Origin of the sequence: Acetoanaerobium pronyense, assembly GCF_017874355.1 — a bacterium.
Classification (GTDB): Bacteria; Bacillota; Clostridia; order Peptostreptococcales; family Filifactoraceae; genus Acetoanaerobium; species Acetoanaerobium pronyense.
Genome location: NZ_JAGGLI010000005.1, coordinates 1 through 21270, shown reverse-complemented (window position 1 = coordinate 21270; position 21270 = coordinate 1). Strand labels below are relative to the sequence as shown.

Genomic DNA, 21270 nt, shown 5'->3' with positions numbered 1-21270 from the left:
AAATAAAAACTTGTATTATCTAGGTTGAAAACTATAAAGTATATATTCCTCTAACCTCATAGCCTTCCCCTATCATAGCTGCTATATCTTCGTTTATAGTTTCATTTGAGTCAACAGCATTTATTCCATGGTCAATACATGATTTTTCAAAATAAAATTTTACAATACCTGTATCTAGCTCTAAATCCTCTTTATAATCTTTTTTCACTCCAAGGATTACCTTTTCATTTGCTACAAGAAATTTCCAAGGCTGTCTGTTTCCCCAAGATGGAGCAAATCTAGTAAAGTAAAAAATATCTGCAAGTCCTCTTTGCTCCAGCTTCTCCCAAGATGGATTATGTCCCCATGTGTCTAGATAAGCTATTTCTGTTGCTCCCTGTCTAAAAGCCTTTTCCTGAATATCCTTTTTAAATATTCCAGAATATCTAATTCCAACAGCCATAAATGCTAAAAGATTTTTTGAGATATCTATAGAAAGGTCATTTTTAATTTCATCAGTATCAGGAACAGTAATCCAGCAAGTTCCTAGATTTTCAGCATGAGCTGCAAATCTCATAGTTTCTATAGCATAGGCAGCTTTTTCCTTGGCTTTTTGACCCCCATTTCCTATTACAGCTATATAATGAGGTGATTCGATGAATTTTCCAAAATAACCTGCTTTTCCTTGAAGGTTTTCTTTAGCTTTCTTCCCATCTTCAAAAAGTACTATCTCAAGCTCTATATCAGTTAATGAAGCTTTTCCCTCATTTACGATTTTATCTAGTATTTCTCTTTTAACAGTTGTGCTTTTAAAATCCCTTGTAGTCTTTATTTCCTTCATGATGTTTATATAATTCATATTTTTTCCTCCCTTAAATTTGATTTTTCAATTAGTTCAATACATATTATTATATATCAAAAATAGTTGTTATACATAAAAAAAACAAATCTCTAGCTTATGGAGTTATTAATCCTTTTTTCTAATAGTTTGTTTTGCTAGTTTTAAAAGCTTTTCATGTGTATTAAAACTAGGATCTTCCATTACAACATCCAAAAGAGCTTCAAGTATACTGCCTATTTCCTTTCCAGTAAATCCAATATTTTTTAAATCATTTCCGTTTATATCCAAATCTTTTCTGGAAAAAGGCTCCTTATAGTAAAGAATTTCTCTTACTTTTTCTTCAAACAAATCTTGATGTCCTAAAGTGGTACATGATGAATCCCCTTTATGAAGATCAACTAAGTCAAATATATCCTCTTCACCAAACAAATTCAAAAGTCTTTTAATTCCTTTTTTACCAATTGCATTTGGAGCTATCATATGCTCTTTGATTAAGAGGTTAACTTTTTCTATGGTTTTATTAGGATAATTTAGCCTTTTAAGAATACCATAGGCCATATCTGCACTTACTTTTTCATGACCATAAAAATGTCCAATATTATCTTCTCCAATTTCAAGTGTCTCTAGCTTTCCAATATCATGAAAAAGAGCTGCTAATCTCAGCTCTTCTGTAGGCTTAACATTTTCTAATACACAAAGAGTATGTTCAAGCAAATCCATATCATGATAGGGATTCATTTGCTTAAACCCATCCATAGGAATAATTTCAGGTATTATCTCATCTAAAAGACCTGCATCATTCAAAAGCCTTATTCCTTTTGATGGATTTGAGGATTTTATTATTTTGGTGAACTCAACATTTATTCTTTCTTTACTGATGGCTTTAACTAAAGGTGCAAGCTCTTTTATAGCATCAAAAGTAGATTGCTCTATATGAAAATCAAGCAAAGTTGCAAATCTTACGCACCTTAGCATTCTCAGAGCATCTTCTGTGAACCTTTCATAAGGATTCCCCACTGCCCTGATAAGCTTGTTTTTCAAATCCTCTTGACCCTTTGAAATATCTATAAGTCCTGAATTTCTATTGTAAGCCATAGCATTTATAGTAAAATCCCTTCTTAGGAGATCTTTTTTTATATCATTTTCAAATGAAACATTGCTTGGCCTTCTGCTATCATAATAGCCTGATTCACTTCTAAATGTAGTTATTTCTATATTTTGATTGTCTATAACTACAGTAATTGTTCCAAATTGTTTTCCTGTTTCTATGGTGATGAACCCACTAAAACACTCCAGTATCTGCTGGGGAAGGGCAGAAGTTGCTATATCAATATCCTTTGCCTCTTTAGAAAGAAGAATATCCCTTAGAGTTCCTCCTACAAGATATGCTTCATATCCATTTTTTTCAAGGATATCTATAGGAAAATCCCACTTTCCTGAAAACTTCATTTAAATCAGCTCCTAGTTTCTTATTATTATAAAGATCATATAGAAAACATAAGAAATAGTAAGAAATATACCTTCTTTCTTATCAATAGTTCTCCCAGTTGTACTAAAGAAATATACAACTGAGGTGATTATAAATAGAAGAATTATATCCGTATAAAGTTTTGGTGATATTGCAACTGGATGAATAGCCGCAGATGCTCCAAGAACAAAAAGGATATTAAAAAGCCCTGAGCCTATTATATTTCCCATGGCTATATCCCCTTCACCTTTTTTTGCTGCTGATATTGAGGTTACAAGCTCAGGAAGAGATGTCCCAATTGCTACTATTGTAAGACCTACAAGTGTCTGACTCATGCCAAGTGCAATTGCAATTGTAGATGCTGATTTTACAACAATATCCCCTCCAAAAACTATCCCTATGATTCCACCAATAGAGAATATTATACTTTTAGATATGGAGTATTTTTGGTGCTCTCCAAAATCATCCTTTTCTTCTTTTGATAGAAAAGCCATCTCCACAAGATAAAATAGAAATACGCAAAACCCTAGTAAAAGCAAGAGTCCATCGGATCTAGATATTATATTTTCACCTTGTCCACCTAAATAAACGTCAACAGAAAGCAAAAAAAGCATTAATGTTGCGTAAAGAGATAGGGGGAATTCTTTAACTATAGTAGTCTTTTGGACTTTAATCTCCTTTATCATAGCAGTAATACCAATTGCCAAAAGAAGATTAAATATGTTGGAACCAAGTATATTACCAAGTGCTATTTCATTAGAGCCTTTCATTGCAGCGTTAATACTTACAGCTGCTTCAGGTGCACTTGTTCCAAAGGCTACTATAGTAAGACCTATAAGCAGCGGTGGAACTTTTAATATCTTTGCAATTGAAGATGCCCCGTCCACAAAAAAATCAGCTCCTTTAATAAGAAGAGCAAACCCAATTACAAGTAATATATATTCCATAAACTTATCCCCTTCCATTAATATAATTAAAAGTTTTTATTATAGTCCTAGCATTGCTGCCCCTACTATTCCAGCATCGTTCCCCAAGGTAGCAGGAACTATATTGCCAAAGGGCACGTCTTTAAATATTACATGCTTTGATACTTCTATTCTCAAATCATCTATATAGAAATCAAAAGCTCTTGAAACCCCTCCTCCTATGGAAAATATCTCTGGGTCAAATACATTCACAAGATTTGCAATTCCAATTCCAAGGTAGTGAACAAATCTTTCTACAATTATTTGAGCCACCTCATCCTTTTCCTTATATGCTTCAAAAATCGTCCTTGCTGTAATTTTTGATATATCATTTTCTGCTTTTTCTAATATAATTGATTCTCTTCCTTCGCTAATCAGCTTCTGAGCATATTTTATAATTGCCGTTGCAGAGGCAAAGGTCTCAAGGCATCCATTGTTTCCACAATTGCAGTCATAAAAATTTTCACCAACTATCATATGTCCTATCTCAGAGCCTATGCCGTGAGCCCCAGAAAACACTCTTTCATTTATTATTATTCCTCCTCCAACTCCTGTTCCTAATGTTAGAAGTATTCCGGTTCCTTTCCCCTTCATCGACCCTATATGAAGCTCCGCAAGTGCTGCAACTGTTGCATCATTTTCTATCTTTACTTTTTTGTCTGGAAATTTTTTCCTTACAAGCTCTCCAAGGGGGACATTTGTCCATTTTAGATTTGTAGCATAATACACCTTCCCATTTACATCAGCAACACCAGGTATTCCAATTCCAATTGATTTAACATCCTTAATGTCAATCCCAGCATTATTTACAACTTCAATAATTTTATCTGACATATCCGATATTATTCTTTCATATCCAAGCTCTACATAAGTTGGGCAGTCTCCTGAGCTTATTATGTTTCCCATTTCATCTGTAAGTCCTACTTTAATCCCAGTACCTCCTATATCCACTCCAATAAAGTACATCTTATCTACCTCTCTTCCGATAGTCTTTTCATTAGGTTGTCATTGAATTCTTTAGCCGCGTTATATCCCATTCTTTTTTGTCTATGGTTCCTTGCAGCAATTTCAAGTATTACCGCAATGTTTCTTCCAGGCTTTACAGGGATTGTAATATGCTCCACCTTTACACCTAGTATTTCTATAGTCTCGTCATCCATGCCAAGCCTATCATAGTATTTTCCTTCAACCCAGTTTTCAAGTCTTACAACCATATCTATGGTTTTGGAAGGCTTTACTGCCCCTACCCCATAAAGACTTTTTATATCTAATATTCCAAGGCCCCTTATTTCCATAAAATGCCTTATTATCTCCGGAGCTTGTCCCACTAGCATGTCATCCTCTATTTTTTTTATCTCAACTGCATCATCAGCAACAAGTCTATGATTTCTTCTTATAAGTTCTAGGGCTGTTTCGCTCTTCCCTACTCCACTATCCCCTGTTATAAATATTCCTATTCCGTCCACATCAACAAGTACTCCATGCATTGTAGTTTCAGGGGCAAGCTCTTGATTTAAATAATCAAGAAGCTTATAGATAAACCTTGTAGTTCCTTTATGAGTTCTTAGTACTATCCTTTTATATTTCTTGGCAGCCTCCATCATCACTTCATCGGGTTCTTGGCTTCGTGTGATTATGATTACAGGGATATCATAAGACATGTATTTGTCCATTCTCTTTTTTCTTGTTTCATCATCAAGGGAAAGGTAATATGAATACTCTACTTTACCTATGACCTGTATTCTCTCAAATGGGAAATGGTCGTAATATCCAGAAAGCTGCATACCTGGTCTGTTGATATCTGTTGTTTCTATTTCATAATCAATCCCCTCAGGCATATAAACTATCTCTATATCCATTTTGTCTATCATGGTAGTCATAAATATCTTCTTAGTCTTCAAGGCTCTCATCCTCTCTGAAATGACTAAAAACTGCATTTGCAGACTTTTTATCCATTCCTTCAACTAAAGTAAGTTCCTCAATAGTTGCGTTTTTTATTTTATTTATGCTTTTAAAATGACTTATTAGTGCCATTTTTCTTTTTTTACCTATTCCTTTTATTTCATCAAGCTCTGATTTTTCCAAGGCTTTTTGTCTTAAGGATCTGTGATAGCTTATGGCAAATCTATGAACCTCTTCTTGAACAGAGGCTATAAACTTATATATCAAAGAATGTTTTGAAAGCTCGGTTTCCACTTTGTCTGTGGTGATACCAAGAGTTCTGTGTCTGCTATCCTTATACATTCCAAGTACTGGTATATCAAGGCCCTCTTCCTTTAGTACCTTTTTTGCTACAGATACCTGTCCCTTTCCACCATCCATTAGTATGAGGTCAGGGTGATTTTCATGCTTTAATCTTCTCCTTAGTATCTCTTCTAAAGATGCATAATCATTTGGCCCTTCTACAGACTTCACTTTATACCGCCTATATTCCTTTTTTGCTTTCTCTCCATCTATAAATACGACCTGGCCTCCTACAGAATCCACCCCTTGGATATTTGATATATCAAATGCCTCTATCCTTTTAGGAAGCTTTTCTAGATTCAAAAACTCCTGAAGCTCCTTCATCACCCCAACAGTTCTTTCAAGCTTTGCAATCTTTATATTGCTCTTTTGTCTAATTGTTTCAAGAGCATTTTTTTCCACAAGCTCTAAGAGCTTTTTCTTAGCTCCCTTAACAGGCACCCTTATATCAACTCTTTGGGATTTTTTTTCAGTAAGCCATGCTGACATGACCTCCATATCTTCGAATTCTGTATCTACAATTATTTCTTTTGGTACCAAATTTACATTCATATAAAACTGCTTGATAAACGAGCTAATGATTTCTTCTGAAGAAGAATCTTTTGTCTTTTCAAAAAAGAAGTGTTCTCTTCCAACTACTTTACCATTCCTAACAAAAAACACCTGTATACACGAAAGATCTTCTTCCCTTGCCATCCCAATAAAATCCTGATCAATATCTGACACATAGACTATTTTTTGCTTTTCGAACATGCTTTCGATATTTTTTATTCTGTCTCTTATCCTTGCAGCCTCTTCAAATTCGAACTTTCCCGAATAATCCATCATTCTCTGTTTCATTTTTTCAATTAACTCAGTATTTTTTCCACCTAAAAAATCTATAATTTCATCTATCATTTCCATATATGCTTTTTCATCAACTTTTCCAGTGCAAGGTCCTACGCATTTTTTTATATATAGGTTAAGGCAAGGTCTTTCTCTTCTTTCTATGGATTTTTTTATATCCCTTTTACAGGTACGAATTGGAAATATCTCTCTAATTGCATCTAAGGTTTCATTTACAGTAAAGGCATTTGTATATGGTCCAAAGTATTTAGCTCCATCTTTTTCCACTTTCCTTACTTTTATTACCCTTGGAAAGTATTCTTTAAGGGTTACTTTTATATAAGGATAGGTCTTATCATCCCTAAGAAGTATATTGTACTGAGGTTTATACTCTTTTATAAGATTGTTCTCAAGTATTAAGGCCTCCATTTCAGAATCTGTAACTATATATTCAAATTCATCTATATGGCTTACCATAGCCCTTACCTTTGCATCCATATTTCTAGAGCTTTGGAAGTATTGCTTCACTCTATTTTTTAATGATATGGCTTTGCCTACATAGATTACCTTTTCATCTTTATTTTTCATCAAATAGACTCCCGGCATGTCCGGAAGGTTTTTTATAAGGTCTTTAAGTTTTTCACTTATCAATCGATCACATCCATTTTATTTCTCTAATTTTATAAGCCTACCTAAAGTATAAAAAGCTGAATAATTCCGTATACAAATGGTACAAATACAGCTGGAAGAAGGTTTGCCACCTTTACCTTTGCAGCTCCTAAAAGGTTGAAGCCTATACCTACTATTAAAAGGCTCCCAACCGCACTCATTTCTCTTACAATAGGATCAGTAAGTAGATTTTTAAGGAAGGATGCTAATACAGTAATTGCTCCTTGATATATAAATACACTTATGGCAGAAAGTATTACTCCTATTCCCATTGTAGATGTGAATATTACTGAGGTGATTCCATCAAGAACAGATTTTGTATAAAGGGTCTCGTGATTTCCTTCAAGTCCGCTTTGAAGGGCTCCGACTACTGCCATAGACCCTACGCAAAATAAAAGGCTTGCATTGACAAAACCCTCAGCAACCTTCGATTCTCCGTTTTTACTAAGGAGTTTTTCAACTTTATTTCCAAAATTGCTAAACCTCTTATCTATATCAATAATTTCTCCTATGACAGCTCCTATTACTACAGAAAATATAAGAAGAAGCATGTCTTCCCCCTTCATCGTTCCTGATATCCCTATATACATTATACAAAGGCCAAGGCCCTTAGTAATTGTATCTCCCATGGAAACAGGAATCCCTCCTTTTAGAATAAGTCCTGCAAGACTTCCTATTATTATTGCAAGTGAATTGACTATAGTTCCAAGCATAAACCTACCTCCATAAATTCCCATTATTTTATAAAGCTTTGTACTTCTTATTATACTCAATTTTGGGACTTCATCCTATAAAATTTCTGCTATAATAAGAAGATGACTTTATTTTTTTATACATTCAGGGGGAATCGCTATGGAGAATTTTAGACTTAGACAAATTGCTCATGAGGACTTTAATGATATCCTTGATATATCTAAAGGAATATGGGATGGCGCTGATTATATGCCCCTTATCTTTCATAAGTGGGTTGATGATAAAGAAGGATATTTTATGGGAGTTGAAGATTTATCCTTAAATAAAATTGTTGCAATAGGAAAATATTCTATATATCCTCAAAAAATGGGATGGCTCGAAGGCCTTAGAGTTCATAGGGACTATAGAGGAAAAGGTCTTGCTGATATGCTCCACAAATATGGAATGAGGCATTCTATAGAGGATTTAAAAAAGGGAAATGTAGATAAACTTGGCTCCTGTACACACCTTACAAGCGAAGCCAGTAAATCCATGCTTCTAAATCAAGGCTTTAAGATTGTTCAGTCTCATATTATGGTTTCAAAACCCTATGACAAAGGGGCTAAGATTAATACTCAAAGATATGAAGTAAAAAGATTTAGACCTACTTTGAAGGAATTTATGGATATCCCTTATTTCAAAAATAGGAATAATATGTTTCATATTGATTTTATGTTTATGGAGGTCTGCCCAAAGCTTTATGAACAGCTTATTGAGATGGATGTTTTTTGGGAGATAAATGGCAAAAAAGGTTTTATTTACTTTAAAAAAGAACCTTGCTTTGTAGCACTTGATGAAGATATTGAAAGCATAGATATGTTTAGCGATTATCTGCATCAAAAAAATAAAAGCGATTTTGCTCCATATACAACTATACATCCTGATTCAAAGGATTTGATAGAATCTCTTAAAACTATGGGATATGAAAGTATATGTGACTGGCAACCAGACTATCTGTTCTTTGAATATAAGATAGATTAAAAAGATAATTTTGGAGGTTTTTTTATTGAATCCAGTTTTAGCAGTTATTTTAGCATTTATAGTAATTATGAGTATTGCAGGATATTTTATAATGTTTTCAGATAAGAAAAAATCTATAAAGGATGAGTGGCGTATCAAAGAATCTACTATTTTTATGGTGGCTCTTCTTGGAGGCAGCTTAGGAGTTTACTTGGGGATGAGAAGTTTTAGGCATAAGACCAATCATACGAGCTTTGCCCTTGGGATACCTCTTATTATTCTTATTCAGACGTATTTTCTTATTATGCTTGTTTCCAGAATAATTTAGTTTTTTCAAAAAAAGACATCCTATGGATGTCTTTTTTTGTCTAAATATTTTATTTTAAAAATTTGTTTATAAACTTGCTATAACTTCTATTTCAACTATTGAATCTTTTGGAAGCTTTGAAACCTGTACTGCTGATCTTGCAGGAGGGTTTTGAGGGAAATAAGATGCATATACTTCATTCATAGCTACAAAATCATTCATATCTTGAAGAAATACAGTTGTCTTTATAATATTGCTCATCTGAGCACCTTCCACTTCAAGAATAGCTTTTACGTTTTCAAGGCACTGCTTTGTAGCAGCCTTTATTTCTGTAACCATTTCTCCAGTTGAAGGATTCATAGGTATTTGACCTGAAGTATAAATCATATCACCAATTCTAACTGCTTGAGAGTATGGACCTATAGCTCCTGGTGCTTTTTCTGTAGAGATAATTTTTTTGTTCATCTGTATCATCCTTTCCTTATTTATTCACTCATAAATAATATTATCATATGGAAAGAAAAAATACAGTGAAAATATTGATTATTCATTTTCCCATTCGTCAAGTCTTCTCATTATTTCATCATAGGTCTTCTTAGATATCTCTGGAAGTTCTCCTCCAAGTGCTGCTTTTGCTCCTGCAAATCCCTCATCAATTGCTTTTTTCAAAATTTCCAGTTTGGATTTGTCTCCTCCAGATATAGCTTTTGCAAAATCTACTATCCTTGTAGCCACTGCATCTATACTGTGCTCGCCACCTTCTTCTAAAGATTTGGCCGCTTCAAGTCTTGTCTCTTCGTCAACCTTCACTTCTTTTCCATCAAAAGCATCTTTAAAGGATAGACCTTGTCTTTTTAAAAGTTCTTCAACCATTCTTCTTAGGTTTTCGTGTCTTTGCTGAGCCTCTGCCTTTAGCTTGTCTATTGCCGTTTTATCGTAGGTAGTATAAGACTCTACTTTATCTGATTTTTCATATTTTATTCCCTCTGTATTCTTATTTTGCTCTTTTTCTTTCGAAGCTTCCTTAATTTTCATATCTTTTTCTGTCTCTTTAGCAATTATAGGCTTTTGAGAGTTTACATTTTTAATTTCCATAAGTTTCAGCCTCCAAAATACAACTAAAAATATAATATACCATTCTATCTTTATTATCTAATACTATATATATCGGCAAATTTTAGAGGTTTTTAACATTTTCTGAAACTCTTATTTTTTTAATCTTATCTTCAGCTCTTTTTCTATTTCCTTTAAACTTATTTCCTTCTCTTTCATCAAAACCAAAATATGGTAACATAAATCAGCCAATTCAGATATAAGTTCATTTTTATCTGAATTTTTAGATGCTATAATGACTTCTGTTGATTCTTCTCCCACTTTTTTGAGTATCTTATCTAAACCTTCATTAAAAAGATAGGATGTATATGAACCTTCTTTAGGTTTTTCTTTTCTTAGTGATATAACTTCTTCCATAGTACTTAGTATATCCATAAACTCCTCCTATTTATATCTTAGTAAAAAAGCATGTCCTCTCTCCTGTGTGGCATACAGGCCCCATAGGATTCCCTTTTATTAAAATGCAGTCTTTGTCACAGTCCAAATATATATCCTTTAATTTTATAAAATTCCCTGAAGTCTCACCTTTAACCCAAAGCTTTTTCCTTTTTCTACTATAAAAAGTTACAAGCCCTGTCTCTAATGTTTTTTCTAAAGATTCTCTGTTCATATATCCCACCATTAAAATTTCACTTGTTGATTCATCTTGAATCACAGCTGGAACTAGTCCTTTATAAAAATCTATCTCCATAAAAATATTCATCATATATTCACCATAACTTCATTTTTCATAAGATATTTCTTTATTTCTGATATAGACTCCTCTTCATAGTGAAATATAGATGCTCCTAACGCACCTGTGACCTTTGTCTTTTTAAAAACTTCAAGTATATCTTCCTTTGAGCCACATCCACCTGATGCAATAACTGGTATATTAACAGATCTACAGATATTATCAAGAAGCTCTATGTCATACCCTGACTTTTTTCCATCTTTGTCTATACTCGTAAGAAGTATTTCTCCTGCTCCTAGTCTTTGAGCATATTTAGCCCAGTTTACTGGATTAACATCTGTCTCTTTCGTTCCCCCATAAATAAAAACCTTATCTCTACCTTTTATTCTTTTGACATCTATTGCTACAGTAATGCACTGACTCCCAAATGTTTGTGCTCCATTTGAGATAAGCTCTGGATTTAGGAATGCAGCAGTATTTACTGATATTTTGTCAGCTCCCCTTTTGATTACATCCTTCATATCATCTACCGAGGAAATACCTCCTCCCACCGTAAATGGAATAAATATCTTTTTTGATACATCCTCAACAACATCAAGGATTGTTTTACGTCCTTCAATACTTGCACTTATATCTAAAAAAACAAGCTCATCGCTCCCTTCCTTGTAGTATTTTTCACCCAGCTCTACAGGATTTTCTATATCTTTGAGCCCCACAAAGCCAACCCCCTTTACAACTCTCTTATCCTTGATGTCCATGCATGGGATTATTCTTTTATACGCCATAAACCTCACCTGCCTTAGCCATATCTTCAAAGGTTATTTTTCCTTTATAAAATGCTTTTCCAACAATCACTCCATCTATTCCTTCATTTTTTGCCTTATTAATATCAAGGATTGATGCTACCCCTCCAGAGCATATCATCTCTCCCCTATAAAACTTTTTAATTTCTTTGCAAATATCTATGTTTACTCCACTCATAGTTCCATCTCTTGAAATATCTGTAACAACCATTCTTTTGACTTTTAACTTTTCCAATTTCTTTGAAATTTCTATAGGTCTAATCTTAGAACCCTCAAGCCATCCATTAACCATCAGCTCTCCATTTGATATATCAACTCCAGCCACTAAATTTTCTTTGTAATGCCTAGCTATATATTGGAAAATTTCGATTTTTTTGATTATCATGCTTCCAACAACAATTTTAGAAACTCCTAAATCAAGTACTCTCTTAAAATCTTCAAGGGTTTTTATTCCTCCCCCCAGCTGAATCTTTGCCCCTTTTATGGAACATATATTTTTTATGACTTCCCTATTTTTTATATTATTTCCAAGGGCTCCATCTAAATCTACAATATGAATTTCATTTATTCCTTTCCCAATAAATTCTTCTACAATTAGCTCAGGTTTTTCCCCCACAACTTCTTTCATTTCAAAATTTCCCTTATAAAGTCTGACAGCCTTCCCGTCTTTTATATCAACTGCTGGAATTATTTTCATAACATATCTCTCCAAACTTTTTTAAAAGTCTTAGCCCATTTTCTCCGCTTTTTTCAGGATGAAACTGTACTCCAAATATATTTTTCTCCTCTATCAAAGCTGCAAATCCTTCTCCATATAAACAGCTTCCCTTTACTTGTTCACCATTTCTTGATGCTATATATGAGTGAGCAAAATAAGCATTAAATCCGTTTTTATTTTTTCCAATCAACCTAGATTCACTTAAAAAATCAACTTTGTTCCAACCCATATGAGGTACTATCAATCCAGATTCTAGCCTTTTTACAGAACCTTTAAAAAAACCATACCCTTCACAGCCTCCATCCTCTTCTCCATATTCATACATTATCTGCATCCCCAGACATATTCCAAGAATCTTTCCTTTCTTTAAATACTCATTAAGAAAATTCTTTGTAATACCTATTTTTTGCATATTTTTATAGGCAGTAGGAAAAGAGCCTACTCCAGGAATTACAATTCCCTTCATTTTCATGATTTCATCTAGAGTTTCGATTCTTTTAGCATCTATTTCTAAATACTTAAAAGCATTCAAAACGCTACTTATATTTCCTGCATTATAGTCAAGTATCCCAATCATCTATTCATTCACCCTCCCCTTTAATGAAAATACTTCTTTGGATTCTAAATCCTCTATTGCCTCCCTTACAGAAACTCCAAGAGATTTGTATATAGCTTCTGTAATATGATGCTCATTTTCTCCTCTAATCACATCTACATGAAGAGTACTTAAAGAATTCATTGTAAATGCCCTTAAAAACTCTTTAGTCATTTCTGTATCATATTCTCCTAGTTTTTCTTTTTTAAAGTCATATCGAAACTCTAAAAAAGGCCTGCCTCCCATATCAATTACGCTTCTTACAAGAGCATCATCCATAGGTATATATGAACTTCCATATCGTCTAACTGGTTTTTCTTTTATAATCATTGCGACTGCTTTTCCAAGTGAAATCCCTGTGTCTTCAATAGTGTGATGGCAATCCACATAAAGGTCTCCAGTTACTTTTATCCTTCCCTTTAGGTCACTGTATTTTAAAAAAGTAAGAAGCATATGGTCGAAAAATCCTATACCAGTATCTACAAAAGATTCACATATATTACTATCAATCTCTATTTCTACAGTGGTTTCCCTTGTTTCTCTTTTATACTGCAAGCTCACTACACTCCTTTTTAAAATAGTTTTCCAGGGATTCAATAACTAATTTATTTTCTTCATCCTTCCCCACTGTGATCCGAATCCCAGAATCAAATAATCTTACGTAAATATTATCTTTTAGTAGATATTCATATACTTCCTTTGCTAAATTCGTTTCAATATATATAAAATTCCCCTCACTTTTAAGTGGATTGAAGTCTTCAATCTCTATGGCTATCCTTTGAAGCTCTTTGTAAAGAATTTCTCTATTATTAATTACTTCATCAACTTTTTTGTCTATAATATCTTTGTCTTTTAGAAGTATTGCTCCTAATGTTTGATTTATAATTCCTATATTGTAGGGTAATCTTATGGATTCAAGATTTTTAATATTTGCTTCATTACTCACTCCAAAACCTATTCTAAGTCCTGCCATACCAACTGCTTTAGAGCATGACCTCGTTATTATTAAATTTGGATAGTATTTTATAAGAGAATATGCAGATTCCCTGTAAAACTCAACATAAGCTTCATCTATAACTACCATATTATTAAAACCCTTCACCAGTTTTTCTATCTCTTTTACATCAAATGCTCTTCCAGTAGGGTTATTAGGATTTGAAAATATTATCATATCCGCATTTTCTCTCTTTGCAAAATCAAGGAACTCATCTAAATTTTTGCAACTTATTTTTAAAAGCTTTGAACTATATTTTTCTCCATATATGTCATACATTGAAAAATCAGGATTTATTGTCCCTACTTTTTTGCCCTTCCCATATACTGAAAATATAAGATCAAGTATTTCATCGGAGCCATTTCCCTTTATTAAATTATCCTTATCTATATTGCTGTATTCACTATATGCTTCTATTAAATTTTGGGATTTTGAGTCTGGATAAGAGCTTATATCAAGATTCGTAAAAACCTCTCTTATAAGAATATCCCTTATATAATCCTTGTTATATCCCCTTGCAATTTCGTTTGAATCAAGCTTTATACACTTCTTTTTCACTATTAAAACCTCCCTGTTATTGACCTCTCGTGAGCAATAAGACCTTCTTTTTTAGCAAATATTTCGATATTTTCTTTTAGGTTTTCAAGCCCTTCTTTAGTTGAAGATATATAGTTCATTCTTTTCATAAAAGTATCTGTCCCCAGGGGAGAAAAAAATCTAGCTGTTCCATTTGTAGGCAATATATGATTTGGTCCTGCTATATAGTCCCCAAGTGCCTCTGGAGAGTACTCTCCTAGGAAAATACATCCAGCATTTCTTATTTTTTCAGATATCCCTTTGCCAAATCCTAGTATTTCAAGATGTTCAGGAGCAATTTTATTTGCAATTTCTACCATCTCCTCTTCACTTTCACACACTATTATTGCTCCATAGTTTTCTAGAGATTTTATACAAATATCTTCTTTTGGAAGCTCCCTAACCTTTATTTTTAGCTCTTCTGATACTTTCTTTCCTTCAGTCATAGATAATGTCAGTAAAATTGATGATGCAAGTTCATCATGCTCAGCCTGAGCTAAAAGGTCTGAGGCTATATATGATGGGTTTTGAAGGCCATCTGATAGTATGAGAATCTCACTGGGACCTGCTATCATATCTATATTTACGCTTCCATAAACCAGTTTCTTCGCCATAGAGACATATATATTTCCAGGCCCTGTGATTATGTCAACCTTTGGAACACTCTCAGTACCATAGGCAAGTGCTCCTATCCCTTGGGCTCCTCCTATTTTAAATACCCTATCAACATTACATAATCTTGCGCCATAGAGTACCTCATTAGAAATACTTCCGTCCTTTGATGGTGGTGCTATCATAATGATTTCTTTTACACCTGCAACCTTAGCTGGTATAGCGTTCATAAGAACAGATGATGGATAAGCTGCCTTTCCTCCTGGAACATATATACCGGCTTTTTCAATGGGAAGGTACTTGCTGCCAGATTTTACATCCTCTATATCTATTTCAAACCCTTTAGAAATCTGTCTTTCGTGAAATCTCCATATATTTTCATAGGCTTTTTTCATTGCCTTTTTTAAGTCATCTTCAACTTTTGACTCGGCAAAATCAAATTCTCTTTCCTTTACTTCAAAATCCTCTAAATATACATTGTCAAACTCTTTTGTGTATTTTTTTACTGCAGTGTCTTTATATTTTCTTACATCGTCAAGTATTTTTTTCACTTCAAAGAGAGTATCGCCTTCCATATCAATTTGTCTTGATATTATTTTTTTTAAAAACTTCTGTCCCTCTTTTGATTTAGACTTATATATATTCACAAAGCTCACCCCTTTAATTTTTGTTGATTTTAATATTTATTTCATCAATAAGCCTTTCAACCGCTTCTCTCTTTTCATCTGAAATATTGTTTCCTAAAGCGAGTTTTGCATTAACATCAAATAATTTTTCATATATTGTAAGCCCATTTTCTTTTAATGTCTTTCCTGTTTCAACTATGTCCACTATCACGTCAGCAACCTGAGTAGCTACTGCTAGTTCCACAGAGCCTTGAAGATAGATTATTCTTGCATGTATACCTTTTTCTTTAAAAATCCTCTGTGCAACCTTTGGATATTTTGTGGCTACTCTTATTCCATCAGTAATTTTTTTCTGTTCAAATTTTGGCCCTGCAATTACCATTTGACATGTTCCAAAACTAAACTGAGCTGGAGACTTAAAATAAGTTCCCTCTTCTTCGAGTACATCTTTCCCCACTATCCCTACATCAGCCATTCCCATTTGAAGATACTTAGCTACATCTGTTGCTTTTGGAAGTATTATCTCCCAGTTTCTAACCTCATCTTTAAGAAAAAGACTCCTATTTTCCCTTCTTTCTTTAGAGTCCCCATAAATTAATTTTAAAAACTCTTCCTGAAGTCTACCTTTCGCTAAAGCTATCCTAAGCATAATATCCCTTCCTTTTACCTTGTATTATTTACAATAAAAAAAGCCATTATGGACTTAAATCCATAATGGCTCCTATCTTTTAAAAAAAGATATATCAAAAACCCTCGCCATAGTTAGAAGTAAGCCCTAAGTGCAAAACAACTAGGGCTTACCACATTGGCGCAACCCTTCTAACTATGATGATGAAGTTGTGTAAACATAGGTTTTGATTTGAAAATCATGATATATCTCTCCTCTTTTTAATTTATTGTTATCCATTCTACTTTAATAAAAAAGTATTTGCAAGAGTTTTTTTAATTATTCTCCATAAAGAAAATCATATACCTTGTCATATACGTTATTAGCCCCTATTACAACAATTGTATCCCCTTCTGTAAAAACATATTCAGGTCCTGGCGATATAATGAGATTTCCATCTCTTCTATAGGCCACTATTGTAGCTCCCGTGGACTGCCAGAATCTCATATCAATAATTTTTTTTCCTAGGGTTTTTGCCCGAGAGTTAATTTTAATTTCTATAAACGTATATGGAGTATCTTTTTTAAACCTTTCCATATAGTCTGTTATTTTTTCAAAACTTTCCTGAATCTGTTCATCTATCTTTTTTTTCTGCTCCATAAGATTCATTATGTCATCTTTGATTGTAGATATATATTCGCTGCTTTTGTTTTTTTCGATAAATTTTTCAGCACTGCTTTTAGATAGTATATCTATGCCGCTTCCTCTATTACTGTTTACTACATCCATTTCTTCAAGGAGCGAAACTGCTCTCCTTATGGTTTCTGGAGAAACGTTATACATACTTGCAAGTGTAGACCTACCGCTTATTTTTTCATCTTCCTTAAATTCGCCCTGTAATATCTTATTTGCTATATCTAGAGCGATTGACAGATATGCCGCCTTCTTATGGCCTTTCATTAATCAAAACCTCTCATTCTCAGATTATTGAGCTACTTTTTCTTTTCGTGGTTTTCGAAATATTCTATAGTAGCCCTATATATTGCCCTTTCAAAGTAATAAGGACTTTCAATACCCATATCATCCACATCTTTTTCAAAAAGCTTGGTGATGATTGGAAGCATTTGAATACCGTAAAGCTCCATACACTCTTTTGGCTTTACACCAGGCCATGCATCACAGCTTATTACTGTTCTTCTGTTTTCCTTATCAACTTCTTCAGGTATATCATAATACTCTTTGTCTTCTTTGTATATAACATATTTATCAAGTGTTCCTGTAGGTATCCCTTCAATAGCTTTAACCTGCATTCCTTCTTCATCTACAATATAAGGATCAGCAGTAAGGTCAACTATTATAGCATCTTTTTTTAGTCTTCCTAGAAGTTTATTGTCTACAATATAATCATAAGGGTTATCCCTTGAGGATGCATCTACAAAAATATCTGTTTTTTCTAATATTCTAGACATTTCCTGTCTATCCCCTGTTATATTCCTTGGGAGCATATGGACAAGAACACCTTTGGTACCTACTTCTATCATTTTATCATTTAGTTCCTTGCAAGCATATCTTCCTGCAGCTCTTGCAGCATTAAGGCCAACAAGTCCCATTCCCATTATCGATACTTCAATTGGGCCTCTATTTTTCGAGTAAAAATCATCCCTTACCTTTTCTAGCTCTTTAAATGCAAGCTCCATACCATTTTCAGAAGTTCCCTTTGCATTAAAGACTATTCTTTGCATCAAATCATCTCTAATCGAATCAAGAGATACAGCTTTTATCCCTTTTTCTTTAAGTATTTTTACCCTTTTTGCTCTTGTAGGGTAGTGAAGCATACTAAGAAGTATACTCCCTTTTTTCATCAATTCAAACTCATCAAAATCAGGAGATCTAAGAACAACCACTATATCTTGGTTAAATGCATCTTCTTTAGATACAAATTTTATATTTGCATTTTCTTTAGTATAATCATCCTCTACAAAACCCATTTTAGAGCCATAACCCTTCTCTAAATGTATTTCAACCCCTAAATTAGCTAATCCTCCAAAAAATTCAGGCAAAAAAGCTCTTTTTTCGTTTTTTTCCTTATGCATTCTTGGAAATCCTAATTTTTTCATCATTTTACCCCCTTTTTATTTTGACAACTTAAAACCTATATTGTATAATTAAGTTGTCAATTTATAGATTAATTTTACATCTAAAAAAATAATTTTTCAATAGAGGGGAGAAATAATTATGGAACTAATTTCTAAAAAGCCTTTATACATAAACTCCATAGAAGATATTTTTACGGGGGATGGATTTGAAATGGCCATGTCAATAGACTGTGAAGGCACAAATTATGATAAAAATTTAGAAAATAATGTGAAGAACCTAGAGAGATTCTTACAAAAAGCTACAGATAATGATATTACGACCATACTATTTATTACCCCTTATTTTGCAGATATGCTCCATAAATTAGATTTAGTGGATAAAATAAAATATAAATATAAGGTTATATTTGGCCTTCATATACATCCTGACAATTTTCCATCTGATATCGCTTTACAGTGTCCTTTTATAAGACCTGATGAGGAATATTTTGCTTCATACTCATATGAAGAGCAAAAGAAGATGATATCCCTTTCAATGAACTACTTAGAGGAAAGAGGAGTAACACCTATTCAGATATTTAGAGGCGGATGCTTTTCTATGAATACAGATACTGCAAACATCCTTTTAGAAATAACTGATATCAGATATGAATCTCATAACCCTTTTAGAGAGCAGTATGATGTAGAAAAAGGACTTCTCAACTCTATTCCTGTATATGCACTTAATAGAGATGAAGAAATCAGGCTTGAATTTTTCACGACTGAAAAATTAGAAGCTATGCTTTCAGATGCTATAATGAATAATTCTAAGGTTATGGGAATTACTCATAGTTATATGCTAGACCCTAATGATTTTCATTATGAAAGAGATGGCATCAAAGACGATATCCATCAAAGACTTGATAGACTTATAAAGGTTATAGAAAGTCATAAGATTCATAAAGTTAAATAAGATTTTTCCATCCTTTATACCGGTGCACTCAATTAGAATTTTCCTCATGTGAAAATAAATCTTCCTTATCACATAAAAAAGGAGCATTAAACCATAATTAGGCTTAATGCTCCTTTTTTATGTGATATTTTTACTCTTTAGGGTATTTATCATAATTATTGTTTAATGCATAGATGGCTATTTGAGTTCTGTCTTGAAACTCTAGCTTTTTTAATATACTTGATACATGATTTTTAACTGTTTTATCACTTATGGAAAGTGTCTCTGAAATCTTTATATTGGACATACCCTTAGCTATAAGAGTCATTACTTGAAATTCTCTACTTGTAAGTCTATCTATTTTCGTTGCCTCTTCGATTTCTCTTTTTATGTGATCCATATCATCTTTAATAAGTTTTGAAATTGGAGGATATATATAACTATTCCCAGCCATAACCTCTTTAATTGCGAGTATAATATGAGACGTATCTACCTCTTTAGAAAGATAACCCTCTGCCCCCATATTAAGGGCCTGCAGTGCGACTGTCTTGTCTTTACATCCAGTTAGCATTATGACTTTTGGTGGGGATTTCATTTTTTTCACTTCTTCAAGAACCTTAAGTCCATTGATTCCAGGCATTAATATGTCTAAAAGTATTATGTCAACATGATTGTGGATTAGAAAATCTAAACTTTCTTTTCCATTTTCAGCTTTTTTGACAAGAGAAATGTCCTCACAGTCACCTAATATATTTTCAATTATTTCCCGTATAATAGCATGGTCATCAACTATCATGACTTTTGTAGTATCCATATTAAATCCCCGCTTCCATTTAATACATTATTTTTCAAATTATGAAATAGCTCATATTAAGTATACTGAAAACTATATAAATATACCTTCTAATCATTATTTTGTCTAAAATAAATGTAAACCATATAGACAATTATATCTTTTTTACTATTTATTGTAAATCAAAATAACTATGGTCCATTATTTAAACACATTAAACCCCAAACCTCTTTCAAGTATTTCCACCATGCTGTCTGAGGTGTCTATAATCTTGTCAAAATTTTCTTCCTTTACAGGCATATCCTGAAAATGATACTCAGAAACTGACATACTCAAATGGGTTATCATATAGGAAACTAGTCTTACATCAATATCACTTCTTATTTGCCTTTTTTCTATTGCTGCTTTAAGTAAGTTTTCAAACATTTCAAGGCTTTTTACTTCTCCTTCTTTGTATATCTCCGCTTTAATCTCTTTAGGCATTTCGTTCATTATTCTGTCTAATACCTTAGCAAGTTCAGGCTTGCTCTTCCCAAATTCTATTCCTTTCCGAAACAATTGTCTTAGAAATTCAAAAAAATCCATTTTATCTATATTTTCAATAAGTGATGTCATAGATTCCATTTTCGCTTTTCCTATTTCATCTATTATGTACATAAACAGGTCTTTTTTATTTTCAAAATACTGATAAAAACTTCCTTTTGCTATTCCTGCTTTTTCCACTATCCTAGTTATACTAACTTTTTCGTAGCTATAATCTGCAAATTCTTCTATAGCAATTTTATATATCTGAGCTTTTTTTTCTTTTGATAAATTGTAAAAAGTATCCTTTGGCATTTAATCTCCCCTTAATCGAAAGTCAGTATATTGATAAGTATTTGATCTAGGTTGAAGGTGATATAAGTTTTTGAATCCTTAGCTTTATATACCTATGCTATACCCATATTATGAGTTTTCAACCTATTAAAGCCCTTAAAAAGGGGCTGTCGGGAAATAGCCCCTTTCTAAAAAGCGACTTTGTCGCTTTTTTTAATTCTTAAAAAAATATAAAAAAAGGCAGCAAATTAATGCCACCTTTTCTCCGTTATATTGTAAAATATAACTACCAAAATGAGATTATATTATAACCAATTTTTTGAAAAA

Annotated in this window: 25 protein-coding genes; 3 read left to right on the top strand and 22 right to left on the bottom strand. The window is 33.0% G+C overall.

Translation table 11 applies throughout. The features are described from left to right. Nucleotides 1-31: 31 nt before the first annotated feature. From J2Z35_RS03340 to J2Z35_RS03310, 7 genes are all read right to left on the bottom strand, one after another. Nucleotides 32-838 (bottom strand): nitroreductase family protein, encoded by an 807-nt coding sequence (locus tag J2Z35_RS03340; protein ID WP_209659340.1) that lies wholly within the window; start codon nucleotides 836-838, stop codon nucleotides 32-34. A 108-nt stretch (nucleotides 839-946) separates the two neighbouring features. Continuing rightward, a complete protein-coding gene (locus tag J2Z35_RS03335; protein WP_209659337.1) occupies nucleotides 947-2269 on the bottom strand; it encodes a CCA tRNA nucleotidyltransferase in 1323 nt (440 codons plus the stop codon). A gap of 12 nt (nucleotides 2270-2281) precedes the next feature. Next, nucleotides 2282-3235, bottom strand: coding sequence for a calcium/sodium antiporter (locus J2Z35_RS03330; protein ID WP_209659335.1), 954 nt, complete (start codon nucleotides 3233-3235; stop codon nucleotides 2282-2284). A gap of 39 nt (nucleotides 3236-3274) precedes the next feature. Continuing rightward, nucleotides 3275-4219, bottom strand: a complete 945-nt coding sequence (locus tag J2Z35_RS03325) for an ROK family protein (protein WP_209659333.1) — start codon at nucleotides 4217-4219, stop codon at nucleotides 3275-3277. A 5-nt stretch (nucleotides 4220-4224) separates the two neighbouring features. Beyond that, nucleotides 4225-5163 carry an HPr(Ser) kinase/phosphatase gene (gene hprK, locus J2Z35_RS03320; protein WP_209659331.1) on the bottom strand — a complete coding sequence of 313 codons (939 nt, stop codon included), beginning with the start codon at nucleotides 5161-5163 and terminating at the stop codon, nucleotides 4225-4227. After that, nucleotides 5144-6970 (bottom strand): excinuclease ABC subunit UvrC, encoded by a 1827-nt coding sequence (gene uvrC, locus J2Z35_RS03315; protein ID WP_334300517.1) that lies wholly within the window; start codon nucleotides 6968-6970, stop codon nucleotides 5144-5146. The genes hprK and uvrC overlap by 20 nt, the downstream gene beginning before the upstream one ends. Nucleotides 6971-7014: 44 nt before the next feature. After that, nucleotides 7015-7704: a DUF554 domain-containing protein gene (locus J2Z35_RS03310; protein WP_209659329.1), complete on the bottom strand. Its 690-nt coding sequence runs from the start codon at nucleotides 7702-7704 to the stop codon at nucleotides 7015-7017. Between the two features lie 139 nt (nucleotides 7705-7843). Between J2Z35_RS03310 and J2Z35_RS03305 the strand changes: the two genes are divergently transcribed. After that, nucleotides 7844-8704 (top strand): GNAT family N-acetyltransferase, encoded by an 861-nt coding sequence (locus tag J2Z35_RS03305; protein ID WP_209659327.1) that lies wholly within the window; start codon nucleotides 7844-7846, stop codon nucleotides 8702-8704. 25 nt (nucleotides 8705-8729) lie between these two features. After that, nucleotides 8730-9011: a DUF1294 domain-containing protein gene (locus J2Z35_RS03300; protein ID WP_245330739.1), complete on the top strand. Its 282-nt coding sequence runs from the start codon at nucleotides 8730-8732 to the stop codon at nucleotides 9009-9011. Nucleotides 9012-9077: 66 nt separating this feature from the next. On the opposite strand, the gene J2Z35_RS03295 is transcribed toward J2Z35_RS03300, so the two are convergent. From J2Z35_RS03295 to J2Z35_RS03235, 13 genes are all read right to left on the bottom strand, one after another. Further along, nucleotides 9078-9455: a RidA family protein gene (locus tag J2Z35_RS03295; RefSeq protein WP_209659326.1), complete on the bottom strand. Its 378-nt coding sequence runs from the start codon at nucleotides 9453-9455 to the stop codon at nucleotides 9078-9080. Between the two features lie 78 nt (nucleotides 9456-9533). Then, nucleotides 9534-10085, bottom strand: a complete 552-nt coding sequence (locus J2Z35_RS03290; protein ID WP_209659324.1) for a hypothetical protein — start codon at nucleotides 10083-10085, stop codon at nucleotides 9534-9536. A gap of 111 nt (nucleotides 10086-10196) precedes the next feature. After that, nucleotides 10197-10478 (bottom strand): phosphoribosyl-ATP diphosphatase, encoded by a 282-nt coding sequence (gene hisE / locus J2Z35_RS03285; protein ID WP_209659322.1) that lies wholly within the window; start codon nucleotides 10476-10478, stop codon nucleotides 10197-10199. Between the two features lie 13 nt (nucleotides 10479-10491). Further along, a complete protein-coding gene (gene hisI / locus J2Z35_RS03280) occupies nucleotides 10492-10806 on the bottom strand; it encodes a phosphoribosyl-AMP cyclohydrolase (RefSeq protein ID WP_245330738.1) in 315 nt (104 codons plus the stop codon). Beyond that, nucleotides 10806-11561: an imidazole glycerol phosphate synthase subunit HisF gene (gene hisF / locus J2Z35_RS03275; protein WP_209659320.1), complete on the bottom strand. Its 756-nt coding sequence runs from the start codon at nucleotides 11559-11561 to the stop codon at nucleotides 10806-10808. The genes hisI and hisF overlap by 1 nt, the downstream gene beginning before the upstream one ends. Next, nucleotides 11551-12276: a 1-(5-phosphoribosyl)-5-[(5-phosphoribosylamino)methylideneamino]imidazole-4-carboxamide isomerase gene (gene hisA / locus J2Z35_RS03270; RefSeq protein WP_209659318.1), complete on the bottom strand. Its 726-nt coding sequence runs from the start codon at nucleotides 12274-12276 to the stop codon at nucleotides 11551-11553. Before hisA ends, hisF begins: the two co-directional genes overlap by 11 nt. Continuing rightward, nucleotides 12254-12874 (bottom strand): imidazole glycerol phosphate synthase subunit HisH, encoded by a 621-nt coding sequence (gene hisH / locus J2Z35_RS03265; protein WP_209659317.1) that lies wholly within the window; start codon nucleotides 12872-12874, stop codon nucleotides 12254-12256. Before hisH ends, hisA begins: the two co-directional genes overlap by 23 nt. After that, nucleotides 12875-13447: an imidazoleglycerol-phosphate dehydratase HisB gene (hisB, locus tag J2Z35_RS03260; protein WP_209659315.1), complete on the bottom strand. Its 573-nt coding sequence runs from the start codon at nucleotides 13445-13447 to the stop codon at nucleotides 12875-12877. Next, a complete protein-coding gene (locus J2Z35_RS03255; RefSeq protein ID WP_209659313.1) occupies nucleotides 13437-14444 on the bottom strand; it encodes a pyridoxal phosphate-dependent aminotransferase in 1008 nt (335 codons plus the stop codon). Before J2Z35_RS03255 ends, hisB begins: the two co-directional genes overlap by 11 nt. A gap of 2 nt (nucleotides 14445-14446) precedes the next feature. Continuing rightward, nucleotides 14447-15721 (bottom strand): histidinol dehydrogenase, encoded by a 1275-nt coding sequence (gene hisD / locus J2Z35_RS03250; protein ID WP_330623359.1) that lies wholly within the window; start codon nucleotides 15719-15721, stop codon nucleotides 14447-14449. A 13-nt stretch (nucleotides 15722-15734) separates the two neighbouring features. Beyond that, nucleotides 15735-16349: an ATP phosphoribosyltransferase gene (hisG, locus tag J2Z35_RS03245; RefSeq protein ID WP_209659311.1), complete on the bottom strand. Its 615-nt coding sequence runs from the start codon at nucleotides 16347-16349 to the stop codon at nucleotides 15735-15737. Between the two features lie 297 nt (nucleotides 16350-16646). Further along, on the bottom strand, nucleotides 16647-17267 hold the full coding sequence (locus tag J2Z35_RS03240) for a TrkA C-terminal domain-containing protein (RefSeq protein ID WP_209659309.1): 621 nt from the start codon (nucleotides 17265-17267) through the stop codon (nucleotides 16647-16649). Nucleotides 17268-17299: 32 nt separating this feature from the next. Then, on the bottom strand, nucleotides 17300-18424 hold the full coding sequence (locus J2Z35_RS03235; protein WP_209659307.1) for a Rossmann-fold NAD(P)-binding domain-containing protein: 1125 nt from the start codon (nucleotides 18422-18424) through the stop codon (nucleotides 17300-17302). A gap of 118 nt (nucleotides 18425-18542) precedes the next feature. Here J2Z35_RS03235 and J2Z35_RS03230 point away from each other — a divergent pair, with 118 nt between their 5' ends. Then, nucleotides 18543-19355: a polysaccharide deacetylase family protein gene (locus tag J2Z35_RS03230; protein ID WP_209659305.1), complete on the top strand. Its 813-nt coding sequence runs from the start codon at nucleotides 18543-18545 to the stop codon at nucleotides 19353-19355. 130 nt (nucleotides 19356-19485) lie between these two features. Here the strand turns inward: J2Z35_RS03230 and J2Z35_RS03225 are convergent, their stop codons facing one another. After that, the gene (locus J2Z35_RS03225) at nucleotides 19486-20148 is read right to left on the bottom strand and encodes a response regulator (RefSeq protein ID WP_209659303.1); all 663 of its coding nucleotides are present in this window, start codon (nucleotides 20146-20148) and stop codon (nucleotides 19486-19488) included. A 180-nt stretch (nucleotides 20149-20328) separates the two neighbouring features. Beyond that, complete coding sequence (locus J2Z35_RS03220) at nucleotides 20329-20964, bottom strand: TetR/AcrR family transcriptional regulator (protein ID WP_209659301.1); 636 nt, start codon at nucleotides 20962-20964, stop codon at nucleotides 20329-20331. Between the last annotated feature and the right edge of the window lie 306 nt (nucleotides 20965-21270).

What these genes read in the sequence shown, in the direction of transcription:
- J2Z35_RS03305 (WP_209659327.1), top strand. Translation starts at nt 7,844, where the DNA reads ATGGAGAATTTTAGACTTAGACAAATTGCTCATGAGGACTTTAATGAT.
- J2Z35_RS03235 (WP_209659307.1), bottom strand. Translation starts at nt 18,424, where the DNA reads ATGAAAAAATTAGGATTTCCAAGAATGCATAAGGAAAAAAACGAAAAA.
- hisH (WP_209659317.1), bottom strand. Translation starts at nt 12,874, where the DNA reads ATGATTGGGATACTTGACTATAATGCAGGAAATATAAGTAGCGTTTTG.
- J2Z35_RS03295 (WP_209659326.1), bottom strand. Translation starts at nt 9,455, where the DNA reads ATGAACAAAAAAATTATCTCTACAGAAAAAGCACCAGGAGCTATAGGT.
- J2Z35_RS03330 (WP_209659335.1), bottom strand. Translation starts at nt 3,235, where the DNA reads ATGGAATATATATTACTTGTAATTGGGTTTGCTCTTCTTATTAAAGGA.
- hprK (WP_209659331.1), bottom strand. Translation starts at nt 5,163, where the DNA reads ATGAGAGCCTTGAAGACTAAGAAGATATTTATGACTACCATGATAGAC.
- hisG (WP_209659311.1), bottom strand. Translation starts at nt 16,349, where the DNA reads ATGCTTAGGATAGCTTTAGCGAAAGGTAGACTTCAGGAAGAGTTTTTA.
- J2Z35_RS03240 (WP_209659309.1), bottom strand. Translation starts at nt 17,267, where the DNA reads ATGAAAGGCCATAAGAAGGCGGCATATCTGTCAATCGCTCTAGATATA.
- J2Z35_RS03230 (WP_209659305.1), top strand. Translation starts at nt 18,543, where the DNA reads ATGGAACTAATTTCTAAAAAGCCTTTATACATAAACTCCATAGAAGAT.
- J2Z35_RS03290 (WP_209659324.1), bottom strand. Translation starts at nt 10,085, where the DNA reads ATGGAAATTAAAAATGTAAACTCTCAAAAGCCTATAATTGCTAAAGAG.
- J2Z35_RS03325 (WP_209659333.1), bottom strand. Translation starts at nt 4,219, where the DNA reads ATGTACTTTATTGGAGTGGATATAGGAGGTACTGGGATTAAAGTAGGA.
- hisE (WP_209659322.1), bottom strand. Translation starts at nt 10,478, where the DNA reads ATGGATATACTAAGTACTATGGAAGAAGTTATATCACTAAGAAAAGAA.
- J2Z35_RS03335 (WP_209659337.1), bottom strand. Translation starts at nt 2,269, where the DNA reads ATGAAGTTTTCAGGAAAGTGGGATTTTCCTATAGATATCCTTGAAAAA.
- J2Z35_RS03340 (WP_209659340.1), bottom strand. Translation starts at nt 838, where the DNA reads ATGAATTATATAAACATCATGAAGGAAATAAAGACTACAAGGGATTTT.
- hisI (WP_245330738.1), bottom strand. Translation starts at nt 10,806, where the DNA reads ATGAATATTTTTATGGAGATAGATTTTTATAAAGGACTAGTTCCAGCT.
- J2Z35_RS03220 (WP_209659301.1), bottom strand. Translation starts at nt 20,964, where the DNA reads ATGCCAAAGGATACTTTTTACAATTTATCAAAAGAAAAAAAAGCTCAG.
- J2Z35_RS03310 (WP_209659329.1), bottom strand. Translation starts at nt 7,704, where the DNA reads ATGCTTGGAACTATAGTCAATTCACTTGCAATAATAATAGGAAGTCTT.
- hisF (WP_209659320.1), bottom strand. Translation starts at nt 11,561, where the DNA reads ATGGCGTATAAAAGAATAATCCCATGCATGGACATCAAGGATAAGAGA.
- hisA (WP_209659318.1), bottom strand. Translation starts at nt 12,276, where the DNA reads ATGAAAATAATTCCAGCAGTTGATATAAAAGACGGGAAGGCTGTCAGA.
- J2Z35_RS03225 (WP_209659303.1), bottom strand. Translation starts at nt 20,148, where the DNA reads ATGGATACTACAAAAGTCATGATAGTTGATGACCATGCTATTATACGG.